The sequence below is a fragment of the Streptomyces sp. NPDC006476 genome (assembly GCF_040612015.1).
GTDB classification, from domain to species: Bacteria; Actinomycetota; Actinomycetes; order Streptomycetales; family Streptomycetaceae; genus Streptomyces; species Streptomyces griseorubiginosus_B.
In genome coordinates, this window is the sequence record NZ_JBEXPK010000044.1 from 1 (window position 1) to 13,679 (window position 13,679).

The following is a 13,679-nucleotide window of genomic DNA, read 5'->3' on the forward strand; positions in this document are numbered from 1 at the left end:
GATTTTTGGCACGCTGTTGAGTTCTCAAGGAACGGACGCTTCCTTCGTACTCACCCTTCCGGGCTTTCCTCCGGGCGCTTCCCTTCGGTCTTGCGATTCCGACTCTATCAGACCCTTTCGGCGTCTGATTCCCCGTCAGAGGGGGTTGTCTTCCCGGCCGTTGGGCCGTTCCGACGTCTCAAACCTTAGCTGATTCTCTCGGCGATTCCCAATCGGGCTACCGGGCTCCGAATCGAATTGAATTCGGGCGCGCCGAAATCAACCCGTTCGGGAGATCGTGCTGAAGGTTTGTGCCGCTACCGCGGCGGGAGGTGCTGCCGCGGAACCGTTACGGCCCCGTGGCAACCCGAAGAACTTTACGGATCCGGCAGAGGGCTGTCAAGTGCCCCGTGTCAAGATCTTTTAGTCCAGGTCGAGCAGGCGTCCCCCCGCATCCGGCTGGGCGTGTTCCACCCTGCGCAGGAGGCGAGTGAGGACGTCTCCCAGAGTAGCGCGCTCGTCGGCGGAGAGGTCCTGGAGCAGGTCCTCCTCGAAGACCGTGGCCAGCCGCATCGCCTCGAGCCACTTCTCCCTGCCCTCCCCGGTCAGTTCGACGATGACGCGGACCCGGTTGGTCTCGTCCCGCTCCCGGGTCACCAGTCCCTCGCCGACCATGCGGTCGATCCGGTGGGTCATCGCGGCCGGCGTCAGACCGAGCCGCTTCGCGAGGTCGCTGGGCCCCAGACGGTAGGGGGCGCCGGAGAGAACGAGGGCTTTGAGGACCTCCCACTCGGCGTTGCTGATGCCGAGTGCGGAGGTCTGGCGGCCGTAGGCGACGTTCATCCGGCGGTTGAGCCGGGCCAGCGCGGAGACGATCTTCTCGACCTGGGGGTCGAGGTCCCGGAACTCCCGCTGATACGCGGCGATCTGCTCGTCGAGCGTCGGCTCGGTGACGCCGGGGGTCTCGGCCATGTGCGCAGTATCGCACGCGGTCGCTTTGCCTTGAACTCCTTGCCTCTGTAGCCTTTAGCCTTGAAATTTATCTTCGAAGTCTTCGGTTCTAAGTGCTGTGGAACTTCAACTACCTGAGAGAGGTGAACGTGACCAGGGCGATGGGCGCAGCGATGCGCCGGATCCATGTGGGCAACGCACTCAGCGCGTTCGGGCTCGGCTTCACCGTCCCGTACCTGTACGTCTATGTGGCGCAGGTGCGAGGGCTGGGAGCCATGACGGCGGGGATGGTCCTCACGGTCTTCGCCGTGGCCGCACTGATCGTGCTGCCGTTCGCCGGGCGGGCCATCGTCCGGCGCGGTCCGCTGCCGGTCCTGCTCGCCGCCTTGGTCACCGCCGCTCTGGGAGCGCTGAGCCTGGGACTGGCGGGCAGCGCGACGGCCGTACTGCTATCGGCGGCGGCGCTCGGCGCCGGGCAGGCCGTGATGCAGCCGGCACTCGCCACGATGATCGTGGACTGCTCGACCACGGACACGCGGTCCCGCGCTTTCGCCATGCAGTTCTTCCTGCAGAACCTGGGGCTGGGTGTCGGCGGGCTCATCGGCGGCCATCTCGTTGATTCTACGCGCGTCGACTCCTTCACCCTGCTGTTCTCGATCGAGGCCGCGGTGTTCCTGGCGCTGGTCGCGGTGATGGCGACCGTGCGGGTGCCGCGCGCGCCGCGCATGGAGGACGCCCCCGCGCGGTCGGGCAAGGGCGGCTGGAAGCAGCTGCTCGGGAACCGGGCCATGGTGCAGCTGTCCGTGCTGGGCTTCGTGCTCTTCTTCGCCTGCTACGGGCAGTTCGAGTCGGGGCTGAGCGCGTACGGCGTCGAGGCGGCCGGTATCTCGACGTCCGCGCTCGGCAGCGCGCTGGCCGCCAACACGCTGATGATCGTCGTCGCACAGTTCGCCGTACTCCGGTTCGTCGAGCGTCGGCGGCGGTCGCGGGTGATCGCCGGTGTGGGGCTGATCTGGGCCGTGGCGTGGCTCGCCGCCGCATACGCCGGGCTCGGGCACGGCAGTCAGGAGATGGCGACGGCCGCGTTCGTGTCGACGTACGCCCTGTTCGGGCTGGGTGAGGCGATGTTGTCGCCGACCGTCGCTCCGCTGGTCGCCGATCTCGCGCCCACCGGGATGGCGGGGCAGTACAACTCCGCTTTCGCGCTGGTGAAGCAGCTCGCGCTGGCGGTCGGGCCGGCGGTGGGCGGGCCGCTCGGTGCCTCGCTGCCCATGCCGTACGTCGTGACGTTCCTGCTGTTCTCGCTGGGGATCACCTTCCTCGCGCTGCGGCTGGGGCGGCAGCTCACCGCCGTACAGGACCGGCCGTGGCTCGGTCGGAGTCGGGTGGTGGCCCGGGGCGGGGCCGCCACGGAGCCGGCCGTCGCGGAGGCCTGAGTCCGCGATCAGCGTGGGAAGCGGCCGTCACCTTCGGGTGGCGGCCGCTTTCCGTGCTGGTTCGGTTGCTGTGCCGGTTCGGTTGCTGTGCCGGTTCAGCGGGTCGCCGTCGCCAGGGTGGCCGTGAAAGCGAAAGTCGTCGTGGCGTGGGCGGAGAGGCGGGCGGTGAGGGCCTGGCCCGCGGCCGTCAGGGCTTCCGCGCCTTCCGTGTCGAGGATCTGCTGGGCCCAGGGCAGGACCGAGAGGTGGCCGGGGGCGAACTCGGCCAGTGGGGGGAGGCTGATGCCGAAAGTGAGCTCGTGGGTCTTGGGGTCGCGGAAGCCGGCCGTGTGGAGGGCCGTGGTGAGGCGGTCGGGGGTGCAGGCGAAGGCCGCGGCGAAGGAAGCCGCCGGGTCGGGGCCGCCGTACTCCTCGATGACCTCGTGCTGGGCGGCGAAGTACGGGCTGGTGAGGGCGGCCGGGGACCAGACGGTGGCGGCGAAGCGGCCCTCGGGGCGGGTGACGCGGGCCGTCTCCTTGAGCGCGGCCGTCAGGTCCGGGAAGAACTGGGCGCCCTGTTGGCAGACGACCGCGTCGAAGGTGGCGTCGGGATAGGGGAGATCGTCGGCGGGGGCGGCGGTGAACTCGATGTCTGGGTAGTGGCGGGGGTGATGCGCCACGGCCACCTTGAGCATGGCCTCGTTGACGTCGGCGCCGTGGACGCGGCCCGCGGGACCGACCTGGGCGGCCGCGGCGCGTGCCGCGAAGCCGGTGCCGCAGGCCAGGTCGAGGACCGTGTCGCCGGGACACAGGTCCACGGCGTCGAGCAGCGCCGTCACGAAAGGCGTCATGATCGGTGCGAGGTACTGCTCGTAGCGTTCGGGGGCGCTGCCCCTGAGCTGGAAACCCGGTTCGTCTGCCATGGGGAGCTACTAGCACCGGGAGGCGGATTCGCCTAGATGGCGCGCGCGGGGCTTGTGCGCGCGCCGGTCAGGTCGCGCCTTTCGGCAGAAGGAACTCGCACCACACCGCCTTGCCGCCGCCCGGTGTGCGGCGGGAGCCCCAGTTGGAGGCGATCGTCGCCACGATGGCGATGCCGCGCCCCGACTCGTCGCCCGGCTCCGCGCGGCGGCGGCGCGGGAGATGGTCGTCGCCGTCCGTGACCTCGATGATCAGGCGGCGGTCGGTGCGGCGCAGCCGCAGCCGCATCGGCGGGATGCCGTGCTGGAGGGAGTTGGCGACCAGTTCGCTGGCGGCGAGGACCCCGAGGTCGTGCAGATCGGCGGGGAAGCGCCAGCTGGTGAGGACTCCGGAGGCGAAGGCACGCGCGCGTGGGGCCGCTTCGACGCCGCCGAGCAGTTCCAGGGCGGCGTTGCGGAAGAGTTCGCCGTCGGGGCCGGTGCGGGCCGGGTGCTGGAGGACCAGGACCGCCACGTCGTCGTCGTGGTCCGCCGTCACCCCGGCGGAGCGGACCAGCCGGTCGCAGACGACCTGTGGGGTGCCGGTCGCGCCGGCCAGGGCGCGCTCCAGGGCCGCGATGCCCTCGTCCAGGTCCTCGTTGCGGCGCTCCACCAGGCCGTCGGTGTAGAGGACGGCGGTGGAGCCGGGGCCGAGCGGGATCGAGCCGGAGGCGTGCATCCAGCCGCCGGTGCCCAGGGGCGGGCCGGTCGGTTCGTCGGCGCGCAGCACCACCCCGCTCTCGTCGCGGACGAGGATGGGGAGATGGCCGGCCGAGGCGTACACCAGGCGGCCCTCGTTCGGGTCGTGGATGGCGTAGACGCAGGTGGCGATCTGGTTGGCGTCGATCTCCGTCGCCAGGCCGTCCAGCAGCTGGAGGATCTCGTGCGGAGGCAGGTCGAGGCGGGCGTAGGCGCGGACGGCCGTGCGCAGCTGGCCCATGACGGCGGCCGCGCGCACCCCCCGGCCCATGACGTCGCCGATGACCAGGGCCGTACGGCCGCCGCCGAGGGTGATGACGTCGTACCAGTCGCCGCCGACCGCGGCCTCCGTGCCGCCGGGCTGGTAGGTGGCGGCGATGCGCAGGTCGTCCGGCTGTTCGAGCTCCTGCGGGAGCAGGGAGCGCTGGAGGGTGACCGCGGTCTCGCGCTGGCGGCGTTCGCTCGCGCGCAGGCGCTCGGCGGCCTCGGCGTGGTCGGTGACGTCGGTGGCGAAGACGAGTACGCCGTGGCCGTCGGGGGACTCCCCTTCGGTGACCGGGGTGCAGCTGAAGGTGTAGGAGCGGCCGTCGGGGGCCTTGCGGGACTTCAGGGTGCGGGGTCTGCCGCTGCGCTGGACCTGGTCGAGCAGGGGCAGCAGGCCCAGTTCGTCGAGCTCGGGCAGGGCCTCGCGGGTGGGTTCGCCGAGCGGACGCGGGCCGAACGCGGCGACGTAGGCGTCGTTGACGTAGGCGACGCGGTGGTCGGGGCCGTGGACCAGGGCGACCAGGGCCGGGACGCGGTCGAGGACCTCACGGACGGGGAGTTCGTCGACGGCCGGCACGGGGCGGCTGGCGTCGGTGAGTTGTTCGGCGCGGGCCGCGGGGACGGAGCCGGGCTGTTCGGGCTGCCGGTCGGGAAGGGCCACCTGGTCGGTCCGCGCTGCGGCGCGGCGCTGCGTTCCGGGTAGCCGGGCGCTCCAGCGCGTGAAGTTCACGAATCCTTGCCTCGTGTCGTCGTCTTCGGCGTCTGCGGCCGGCTCCGGGCCTGGCCGGAGGGCTGGGGGATGACGCCCCCGGGATGCAGCACGGTGGGGAAAGCCTCTTGGGTTCGAAGGGGTCGGGGATTACGAAGGGGCGGGGATACGAAGGGGCGGGGTTCAAGGGAGCGGAGTTCGATGGGGGCGGGCTGCCGCTCGCCCGGATGGCGGGGATCAGTCTGGCAGTGTGGCCTACCGGAGCGACATCCGTCAGACGCCCACCCGGTCGGTGGAGTTCCTGGGTCCGGTCAGGACGACCCCTTCGGGTCGGTCGTCGGGTCGGTAGGAGGCTTTCCACCGGCCGCGAGTTCGAACTCCGCACGGGGATGTTCGAGTGAACCGAGCGAGACGATCTCCCGCTTGAAGAGGCCCGCGAGGGTCCATTCGGCCAGGACACGGGCCTTGCGGTTGAAGGTGGGCACCCTGCTGAGGTGGTAGACGCGGTGCATGAACCACGCAGGGTAGCCCTTCAGCTTGCGCCCGTAGACATGCGCGACACCCTTGTGCAGACCGAGCGAGGCGACCGAGCCGACGTACTTGTGGGAGTACGTCTCCAGCTCCTCGCCGCGCAGCGCGTGCGCGATGTTGTCGCCGAGGACCCGGGCCTGGCGGACGGCGTGCTGGGCGTTGGGGGCCGTCTCCGCGCCCGGCTGCTCGGCGGTGACGTCGGGGACGGCGGCGGCGTCTCCCGCCGCCCACGCGTGCGTGACGCCGTCGATCGTCAGCTGGGGGGTGCATTTCAGCCGACCCCGTCCGGTGAGCGGGAGGTCGGTCGCGGCGAGGACGGGGTTCGGCTTGACGCCGGCCGTCCACACCAGCGTGCGGGTCGGGAAGCGGGCGCCGTCGCTGAGCACGGCGACCCGGTCGGTGCAGGACTCCAGGCGGGTGTTCAGCCGTACGTCGATGTTGCGGCGGCGCAGTTCGGTGACCGTGTAGCGGCCCATCTCCTCGCCGACCTCGGGCAGGATGCGGTCCGAGGCCTCGACGAGGATCCACTTCATGTCCTCGGCCTTGACGTTGTGGTAGTAGCGCGTGGTGTAGCGGGCCATGTCCTCCAGCTCGCCGAGCGCCTCCACGCCGGCGAAGCCGCCGCCGACGAAGACGAAGGTGAGCGCGGCGTCGCGGATGTCCGGGTCGCGGGTGGAGGAGGCGATGTCCATCTGCTCGATGACGTGGTTGCGCAGGCCGATGGCCTCCTCGACCGACTTGAAACCGATGCCGTGCTCGGCGAGCCCGGGAATCGGCAGGGTGCGCGAGATCGAACCGGGCGCGAGCACGAGTTCGTCGTACGACAGCTGTTCGGCGCCCGCTCCCTCCTCCTCCGTGGCGAGGGTGGTGAGGGTCGCGGTGCGCTTGCCGTGGTCGATCGAGCGGACCTCGCCGATGACGACATGGCAGTGATCGAGCACCCGGCGCAGCGGTACGACGACATGGCGCGGGGAAATGGCGCCGGCCGCCGCCTCGGGCAGGAACGGCTGATAGGTCATGTACGGGTCCGGGGTCACGACCGTGATCTCGACCTCGCCCCGCCCCAGTTCCCGTTTCAGCTTCCGCTGCAGGCGCAGGGCCGTGTACATCCCGACGTAGCCGCCGCCGACAACGAGAATGCGCGCTCGTTCCTTCACCATCCCATGACGCACCCAGCGCTTGAGTTTGTCCACAGCCTCGACAATTTGTGTGACCGCAGGTCGGGGATCTCCGGAGTTGGCCGAATTGCCCAAGTAGTGCGGAGGAGTGCAGGTCAGTGGGTGTGCGCCGGGGAGCGTCAGGGGGTGCAATCGGGACTTATACCACCCGTGGTCCGATCGGGGGGCGCTCCGTGCGGAACCTGCCCCTTCTGAATTGACCCCCTCTCAACTATGTTCGTGTGTCGACGGGGTGTAGGGGGAAGCGCTTCATCGGATCCGAAGTCCGCGACGGGCGGACCGGTGATCCCGGCTTCCCCGCACGCTCCGCCTTTCCGATGGCGGGGAGAGTCTCCGGGGGGAGACGTCATTACCGGGGGAACGTTATGCATGTTCAGGACTCTCATTGGTCGTCCGCGCTCGCAGCGGGCGGCATGGTGAGCGCGGCGGCGGGCAACGGACGCGGGGACGGGCCGCGTACGACGCCGCTGCGCGTGGACGCACAGCGCAATCTGGAGCACGTACTGCGTGCGGCGCGCGAGGTCTTCGGCGAGCTGGGATACGGCGCGCCGATGGAGGACGTGGCGCGGCGGGCGCGGGTGGGCGTGGGGACCGTGTACCGGCGGTTCCCGAGCAAGGACGTGCTGGTGCGGCGGATAGCCGAGGAGGAGACCTCGCGGCTGACCGACCAGGCCCGGGCGGCGCTCGGGCAGGAGGACGAGCCGTGGTCCGCGCTGTCGCGGTTCCTGCGGACGTCCGTGGCGTCGGGAGCGGGGCGGTTGCTGCCGCCCCAGGTGCTGCGGGTCGGCGTCGCCGACGAGCGTGGGGACGCTTCCGTGTTCGACGAGGCTCGGGTGCCGCAGCAGCGGGGGCCGGGCGTCGGGGGTGCCGGGGTCGGCGCCGGTGAACTGCGGCTGGTCTCCGAGGACGACACGGGGGCCGCGGCGCTGCTCGAGGTCGTGGGGCAGCTGGTGGAGCGGGCCCGGGCGGCGGGTGAGCTGCGCGCCGACGTGTCCGTGTCGGACGTGCTGCTGGTGATCGCCACGGCGGCGCCCTCGCTGCCGGACGCGGCGCAGCAGGCGGCGGCGTCTGCGCGGTTGCTGGACATCCTGCTGGAGGGGCTGCGGTCGCGGCCTGCTTGATGCCGATGCTGCCCGCGGGTGGGGGTGCGCCCGGCCGTCGGCCGGTAGTGCGTTCCCACCCGCACCATCCGTGCGGCTTCCCCTGGGAGTCGGTTGAGGCTTCCCTGTTTGGGTGAGGGCTAGTACTGGGGGGTGGGAAAACCCCCCGGACGAGTGGATGCGGTGTACTCCGGGGGGCCTGAACAAAAGCCAATATGGCACTCTGACCCGGTGTTCGGGACGGATAGGGCTGGCGGCGGGGGCATTCCGCGATGAGTGTTGACGGGCGGGACGGGTCACAGGGGGACGGTGACCCGGAGGCCGGTGGTTCGCCGCAGGTGCCGAGTCAGGGCGGTCGGCCCTCCATCCCGGCCCAGGCCGGTGAGCCCGTCGAGGGCAGCGTCCCCGCCCAGCGCGACCGGCGCGAGGACGGCGCCGTACCGCCGCCACCGAGGAGCCTGCCGCCGTCGGACGCCGATCTGATCGAACGGATGCGCTCCGGCGACGACACCGCGTACGAGGCGCTGTACCGGCGCCACGCCGACGCCGTGCGCCGTTACGCCCGCACCTGCTGCCGGGACACCCACACCGCCGACGACCTCACCGCCGAGGTCTTCGCCCGCATGCTCCAGGCGGTACGCCGCGGCCACGGTCCCGAACACGCGGTACGCGCCTATCTGCTCACCACCGTCCGGCGCGTCGCCGCCTCCTGGACGAAGTCCGCCAGGCGGGAGCAACTCGTCGACGACTTCGCGATGTTCGCCGCGCAGGCCGCCCGTTCCCCCGAGGTCTCCGACGACGCCGCGTCCCTGGGCTCCTTCGGCGCGGGCCTCGATCTCGGCGCCGATGTGCGAGCCATGCACGAGGCCGAGCAGTCGTTGGCGATGCGTGCCTTCCGGTCGCTGCCCGAACGCTGGCAGGCCGTGCTGTGGCACACCGAGGTCGAGGACGAGTCGCCGAGCGAGGTCGCCACCCTCTTCGGCCTCGACGCCAACGGCACGCGCGTGCTCGCCAGCCGCGCCCGTGAGGGCCTCAGGCAGGCCTATCTGCAGGCCCACGTCAGCGCCGCCCTCGTCGGCGACGAGGAGTGCGCCCGCTACGCCGACCGGCTCGGCGCCTACGCGCGCGGCGGCCTGCGCACCCGTGCCGAGCGAGGCTTGCGCCAGCACCTCGAGGAGTGCGCCAAGTGCCGGCTGGCCGCGGGCCAGATCAAGGAAGTCGCCGGCGGCATCCCCGCAGTCGTACCGGTCGCGGTCATCGGCTGGTTCGGCGCCGCCGGGTACGCCAAGGCGCTCGGGCTCATCGCCGGTGGGACCGGCGCCGGGGCGGCGGGTGCCGCGGGTGCGGCCGCTGCCGCGAGCGGCGGTTCGTCCGGCGGGGCCGGCGCCGGTGGGGGTGCGGCGGCCTCCGAGGGGCTGGGCGCGCCCGTGAAGGCCGGCATCGCCGCCGGTGTCGTCGCCGTGGCCGGCGTGGCGGTGGCGCTCGCGCTGGCCGGGAGCCACAGCCCCGCCAGGAAGCCGGACGCCAAACCGCCGGTCTCCTCACCGGTCGTGCGGCCCGAGTCGCCGACGTCCGCGCCCCCGAGGAAGCAGCCCGCGCCGAACCCCCCGGCGCTCGTCCCCGTGGCGGACGCCTCCACCCCGGCGCCCACCCACACCCCCGCGCCCCGCCCGAAGCCCACCCCGACCGCCGCGCCGACACCCACTCCCACTCCCCCGCCTTCACAGCAGCCGAAGCCGAGCCCGAAGCCGACGCCCACCCCCACGCCGGCCCCGACTCCCCCGCCCGCTCCCGCCGTCTACGAGTGGAGCGAGCTGTCGTACGACCTCACCGGCGACGGCACCGAGCCCGAGATGCGGCTCGGGCAGAGCAGCTGGGTGTGGCAGCGCTACGGCCTCTCGATCGCCGACAAGCGGTACGCGCACGGCGTCACCGTGCACGGCGCCTCCTCCGTCACCATCGACCTCAACCGAAGCTGCACCGCCTACGAAGCCTCCGTCGGCATCGACGACACCACCCTGGGACTCGGCAAGGTCCGCTTCTCCGTCTACGCCGACGGCGTCCGGCTGTGGAAGTCCGGCCTGGTCGAGGGCGGCGACCAGGCGGTCCCGGTGCATGTGAACCTGAGCGGGCGCAGGACGGTACGGCTGGTCGTCGAACCCGACACGTCCTTCGACTCGCTGACGCTCGCCGACTGGGCCGAGTCGAGGTTCACCTGCTCATAGCCCGGCCGCTCAGGGGGCGGCGTGGCGGCGCAACGTCTCCGTGAACTCGGCGAACAGGGCGTCGGGGGTGAGCGCCGCGCCTCGCGCGTACTCCGTCTCGTAGCGATCAGCGCCCAGTACGGCGCGGGCGGCCCCTCCGGCAGCCTCGGCCCGGGCCCCTTCCGGCATCAGGCGCGGCTGGCCGTCGCGCCAGGTGTCCGCAAGGGCCAGCAGCCGGACCACGCGCGCGTGGTCGCCGAGTTCGGCCAGCAGCCCCGCGGTGCCGTCCAACAGGGTCGCCACGATCATGTCGGCGCAGCGCTTCTCCACCGCCTCACGCACGGCCTCGACAAGCTTCGGCAACCCGTGCGCCGCACCCGACTCGGCGGCCGTGACACCCGCGTCCACGGCCATCAGCATCACCAGGAACTGCGGCGGTGGCGTACCCCGGCCGGTCTCCACACGGGCCTCCTCCCACAGCTGCCGGGCCCGTGCCGTGTCCTTCTCGTCCAGCGCCATCTGAGCGCGCGTCAGCAGGACGAACGCCGCCGAGTCGATCACGGCGTGCCGCTCTGCGGCCTCGCTCGCCTCGTCCAGCAGCCGGCGCGCCGCCTGACGGTCACCCGCGCGGTAGGCGATCTCGGCGAGCCGGGCCAGCAGGAATGGCGCCTCGGCGTAGGCGCCGACCTCGTACGCCAGCCGCAGCGCCTCCTCGTACTCGGCCTTGGCCTCCGCGTGTCGGCTGCGGGCCATGGCCGCCTCGGCGGACGCGCTGCACACCTGGGCCCGCATCCAGCGGTCGCCGACCCGACGGCTGAGCACCCTCAGCTCCGCCAGATCCTCGTCGACGCCCTTCATGCCGCCCGGCGAGTCGACGGCCATGTGGGTGCGGAACATCAGGACGACGCCGATCGCCCAGTCGTCGCCGTATCTGCGGCTGTTGGCGACCGCGGTCTCCATGGCGTCGCGTACGTCCACCGAGCCGTCGAGGACGTACGTGGCGAGCGGCCACACCAACCCCGGCATACGGGCCGCCTCCGGACCGCCCGGCGCGTAGAAGTCCCGCAGTCGGGCGACGTAACTCCGCAGCCGCTCGTCCAGCCGGTCCTCGAACCGCTCGGTGTCCGCCCTGAGGAACAGGTGCAGCATGCGGAGGTTCATCCGGAGGCTGTGCCGGGGGTGGTGCCGCTCCCCGTCCGGGGCGTCCAGGAAGGCGTCGATGGGGTCGGGGGTGGTCGGGGAAGTGGTGTCCGGGGCAGTCGGCGGGTGGGTGTCGGGGGTGGTCGGGGCGGGATGGCCGTCCTGGGCGACGCCCAGGCGCAGGGTGCGGTCCACCCAGGCCATCCCCTCCTGGCGGTAGTTGCGCAGCCACCAGAACCAGCCCATGTCCAGGGCCAGGGCACCGGCCTCCTCCTCGGCCCCCTCGTCGAGGGCGCGGTCGAGAGCCGCCCGGATGTTGTCCAGCTCGGTCTCCAGACGGTGGATCCACGGGAGTTGGTCGGCGGAACGCAGGCGCGGCTCCGCCTCCGCCACCAGCGCCCGCACCCACGCGCGGTGCCGCCGTTCGGCCTCCGCGCGCAGCTCGGGGACCTCGGCGGCGCGCTCGACGGCGTACTCGTGGATGGTCTCCAGCATGCGGTAGCGCATGGTGCCGGGGCCGCCCTCCTCGTACGGCGTCTCGTACGGGGTGGCCACGATCAGGGACTTGTCGACGAGCGCCCCCACGAGGTCGGCCGCGGGACCCGTGCAGACGGCCTCCGCCGCGGTGAGGTCCCAGCCGCCGGCGAAGGCGGAGACCTCACGCAGGACCGTGCGCTCCCGCTCGTCGAGCAGCTCCCAGGACCAGTCCACGACCGCGCGCAGGGTCTGCTGGCGGGGCAGGACCGTGCGGCTTCCGGAGGTCAGGAGGCGGAAGCGGTCGTCGAGGCGGTCGGCGATCTGCCTCGGGGTGAGCAGCCTCAGCCGGGCCGCGGCAAGCTCGATGGCGAGCGGCAGCCCGTCCAGGCGGCGGCAGATCTCCTGTACGGCCTCGCGGTCGCGCAGCACGGCCGCCGCGTCGGGGCGGACGGCGGACGCGCGCTCCTCGAAGAGGCGGTGGGCCTGGTCGGGGACGAGGGGTTCGACCGGGCGCACCGACTCGCCGGGGACGCCCAGGGGTTCACGGCTGGTGGCGAGGATCGTGAGCCCGGGGCAGCGGGTGAGCAGGGTCTCGGCGAGGGCGGCCACTGCTTCGATGACATGTTCGCAGTTGTCAAGGATCAACAGCTGGCTGCGCGGGGCGCAGTGCTCGACGAGCAGGGCGACCGGGTCGTCCTGCGGGGCCGTCAGCTCGGTGGTCATCAGCACGGTCTCGCGCAGACCGAGCGCGCTGACCACCGCGCCTGGCACCGCCTCCGGCCGGTCGAGCGGTGCCAGTTCGACCAGCCAGGCCTGCGGGAGCCCGGCGGCGGCTTCCTCGGCGAGGCGGGTCTTTCCGGAGCCGCCCGGTCCGGTGAGGGTGACCAGCCTGGCCCTGTGCAATTCGGAACGGATGGCGTCGAGCTCTGGTTCCCGCCCCACGAAAGAGGTAAGCCGCGGACGAAGGTTGCCGGTGCGGGTGGGGGGTTGGGGGTGGCCTGTGAGACCGGGGGCTTGAGGGAGGGAGGGCTCGGAGGGCTCGGAGGGTCTGGAGAACTCGGAGGAGGATGGGAGGAGGAAGCTTTCGGCGGATCCAGTGAGTTGGGGCCGGGAGTCTCCCGCTGGACGGGCGTTGTCGGCGGTGGGTGGGGAAGGCGGTGTCGGGCCGGGTGGCTCGGTGAGCAATTCGGCGTGCAGCGCTCGCAGTTGTGGGCCCGGGTCGGTGCCCAGGCCTTCGGACAGGGCTCGGCGGGCCGTCTCGTACGCGGCGAGGGCGTCGGCGCCGCGGCCCGTGTCGCGCAGGGCGCGGATGAGGAGGGCGTGCAGGGGCTCGTCGTACGGGTGGGCCGTCGTCAGTTCCGTCAGACGCGGTACGGCGGTGTGGGCGCGGCCCAGTCGCAGGTCCGCGTCGATACGCGCGCGCGTGGCCTCCAGGTGCAGGGCGTCGGCGCGGGTGGCGGCGGTGCGGTCCGGGAGGTCGGCGAGGGCGGGGCCGCGCCACAGGGCGAGGGCCTCGGTCAGGACGCGGGCCGCGTGTGGGGCGTCGTCGGCCGTCAGGGCCGCAGTGCCCTCGTGGACCAGGCGCTCGAAGACGTACAGGTCGACGTCGTCCTCGGTCGCGGCGAGGCGGTAGCCACCGGGGGTGGAGGTGATGGCGTCCTTGCCGAGGACGCGGCGGAGGCGGCCGATCAGGGCCTGGAGGGCGGCAGGGGCGTCCTGGGGCGGGTCGTCCGCCCAGATCTCGTCGATCAGGGTGGTGGGGGGCGTGACGCGGGCGGGGCGCAGGGCGAGCGCGGCGAGGAGCGTGCGCAGGCGGGGGCCGGGGATGGGTATGGCGGTGCCGTGGTCGTCTGCTGCCTCGGTGACGCCCAGGATTCTGTACCGCACCGGGTCATTGTCGCTGGGAGACGGCGGTGAGGCATCGGGTTTGGGGGTGTCGGTCGGTGGGTGGGCGCGGGTGGGTGGGCGCGGGTCATGGGTCTCGCCCCCGCCGCCCCTACCCGTCCCATCCTCCAGGGGCTACCGCCCCTTCGACCCCGCTCCCGGGGGCTCCGCCCCCTGCACCCCTGCCGG

At 72.4% G+C, this 13,679-nt stretch carries 8 protein-coding genes; 3 read left to right on the forward strand and 5 right to left on the reverse strand.

Annotated elements, in window-relative coordinates:
• Nucleotides 1-402: 402 nt before the first annotated feature.
• Complete coding sequence (locus ABZZ74_RS36200) at nt 403-951, reverse strand: MarR family transcriptional regulator (protein ID WP_133049006.1); 549 nt, start codon at nt 949-951, stop codon at nt 403-405.
• 152 nt (nt 952-1,103) lie between these two features.
• Between ABZZ74_RS36200 and ABZZ74_RS36205 the strand changes: the two genes are divergently transcribed.
• Nucleotides 1,104-2,366, forward strand: a complete 1,263-nt coding sequence (locus tag ABZZ74_RS36205) for an MFS transporter (protein ID WP_356772446.1) — start codon at nt 1,104-1,106, stop codon at nt 2,364-2,366.
• Between the two features lie 95 nt (nt 2,367-2,461).
• On the opposite strand, the gene ABZZ74_RS36210 is transcribed toward ABZZ74_RS36205, so the two are convergent.
• The 3 genes from ABZZ74_RS36210 to ABZZ74_RS36220 all read right to left on the reverse strand — a co-directional run bounded on the left by ABZZ74_RS36210 (nt 2,462) and on the right by ABZZ74_RS36220 (nt 6,667).
• A complete protein-coding gene (locus ABZZ74_RS36210; RefSeq protein ID WP_356772358.1) occupies nt 2,462-3,268 on the reverse strand; it encodes a methyltransferase domain-containing protein in 807 nt (268 codons plus the stop codon).
• Nucleotides 3,269-3,335: 67 nt separating this feature from the next.
• Complete coding sequence (locus ABZZ74_RS36215; protein ID WP_356772360.1) at nt 3,336-4,997, reverse strand: SpoIIE family protein phosphatase; 1,662 nt, start codon at nt 4,995-4,997, stop codon at nt 3,336-3,338.
• Nucleotides 4,998-5,287: 290 nt separating this feature from the next.
• A complete protein-coding gene (locus ABZZ74_RS36220) occupies nt 5,288-6,667 on the reverse strand; it encodes an NAD(P)/FAD-dependent oxidoreductase (protein WP_356772448.1) in 1,380 nt (459 codons plus the stop codon).
• 383 nt (nt 6,668-7,050) lie between these two features.
• On the opposite strand from ABZZ74_RS36220, the gene ABZZ74_RS36225 reads away from it, so the two are divergent.
• Together ABZZ74_RS36225 and ABZZ74_RS36230 are read left to right on the forward strand one after the other, a co-directional pair.
• Nucleotides 7,051-7,806: a helix-turn-helix domain-containing protein gene (locus ABZZ74_RS36225; RefSeq protein ID WP_356772362.1), complete on the forward strand. Its 756-nt coding sequence runs from the start codon at nt 7,051-7,053 to the stop codon at nt 7,804-7,806.
• Between the two features lie 251 nt (nt 7,807-8,057).
• The gene (locus ABZZ74_RS36230; RefSeq protein ID WP_356772364.1) at nt 8,058-10,010 is read left to right on the forward strand and encodes a sigma-70 family RNA polymerase sigma factor; all 1,953 of its coding nucleotides are present in this window, start codon (nt 8,058-8,060) and stop codon (nt 10,008-10,010) included.
• Nucleotides 10,011-10,019: 9 nt separating this feature from the next.
• Here ABZZ74_RS36230 and ABZZ74_RS36235 read toward each other — a convergent pair whose 3' ends face one another.
• Nucleotides 10,020-13,493 (reverse strand): BTAD domain-containing putative transcriptional regulator, encoded by a 3,474-nt coding sequence (locus ABZZ74_RS36235; protein ID WP_356772366.1) that lies wholly within the window; start codon nt 13,491-13,493, stop codon nt 10,020-10,022.
• Between the last annotated feature and the right edge of the window lie 186 nt (nt 13,494-13,679).

Coding starts and splice junctions, on each gene's coding strand:
- ABZZ74_RS36210 (WP_356772358.1), bottom strand. CDS start 3,268: ATGGCAGACGAACCGGGTTTCCAGCTCAGGGGCAGCGCCCCCGAACGC.
- ABZZ74_RS36205 (WP_356772446.1), top strand. CDS start 1,104: ATGCGCCGGATCCATGTGGGCAACGCACTCAGCGCGTTCGGGCTCGGC.
- ABZZ74_RS36225 (WP_356772362.1), top strand. CDS start 7,051: ATGCATGTTCAGGACTCTCATTGGTCGTCCGCGCTCGCAGCGGGCGGC.
- ABZZ74_RS36200 (WP_133049006.1), bottom strand. CDS start 951: ATGGCCGAGACCCCCGGCGTCACCGAGCCGACGCTCGACGAGCAGATC.
- ABZZ74_RS36230 (WP_356772364.1), top strand. CDS start 8,058: ATGAGTGTTGACGGGCGGGACGGGTCACAGGGGGACGGTGACCCGGAG.
- ABZZ74_RS36220 (WP_356772448.1), bottom strand. CDS start 6,667: ATGGTGAAGGAACGAGCGCGCATTCTCGTTGTCGGCGGCGGCTACGTC.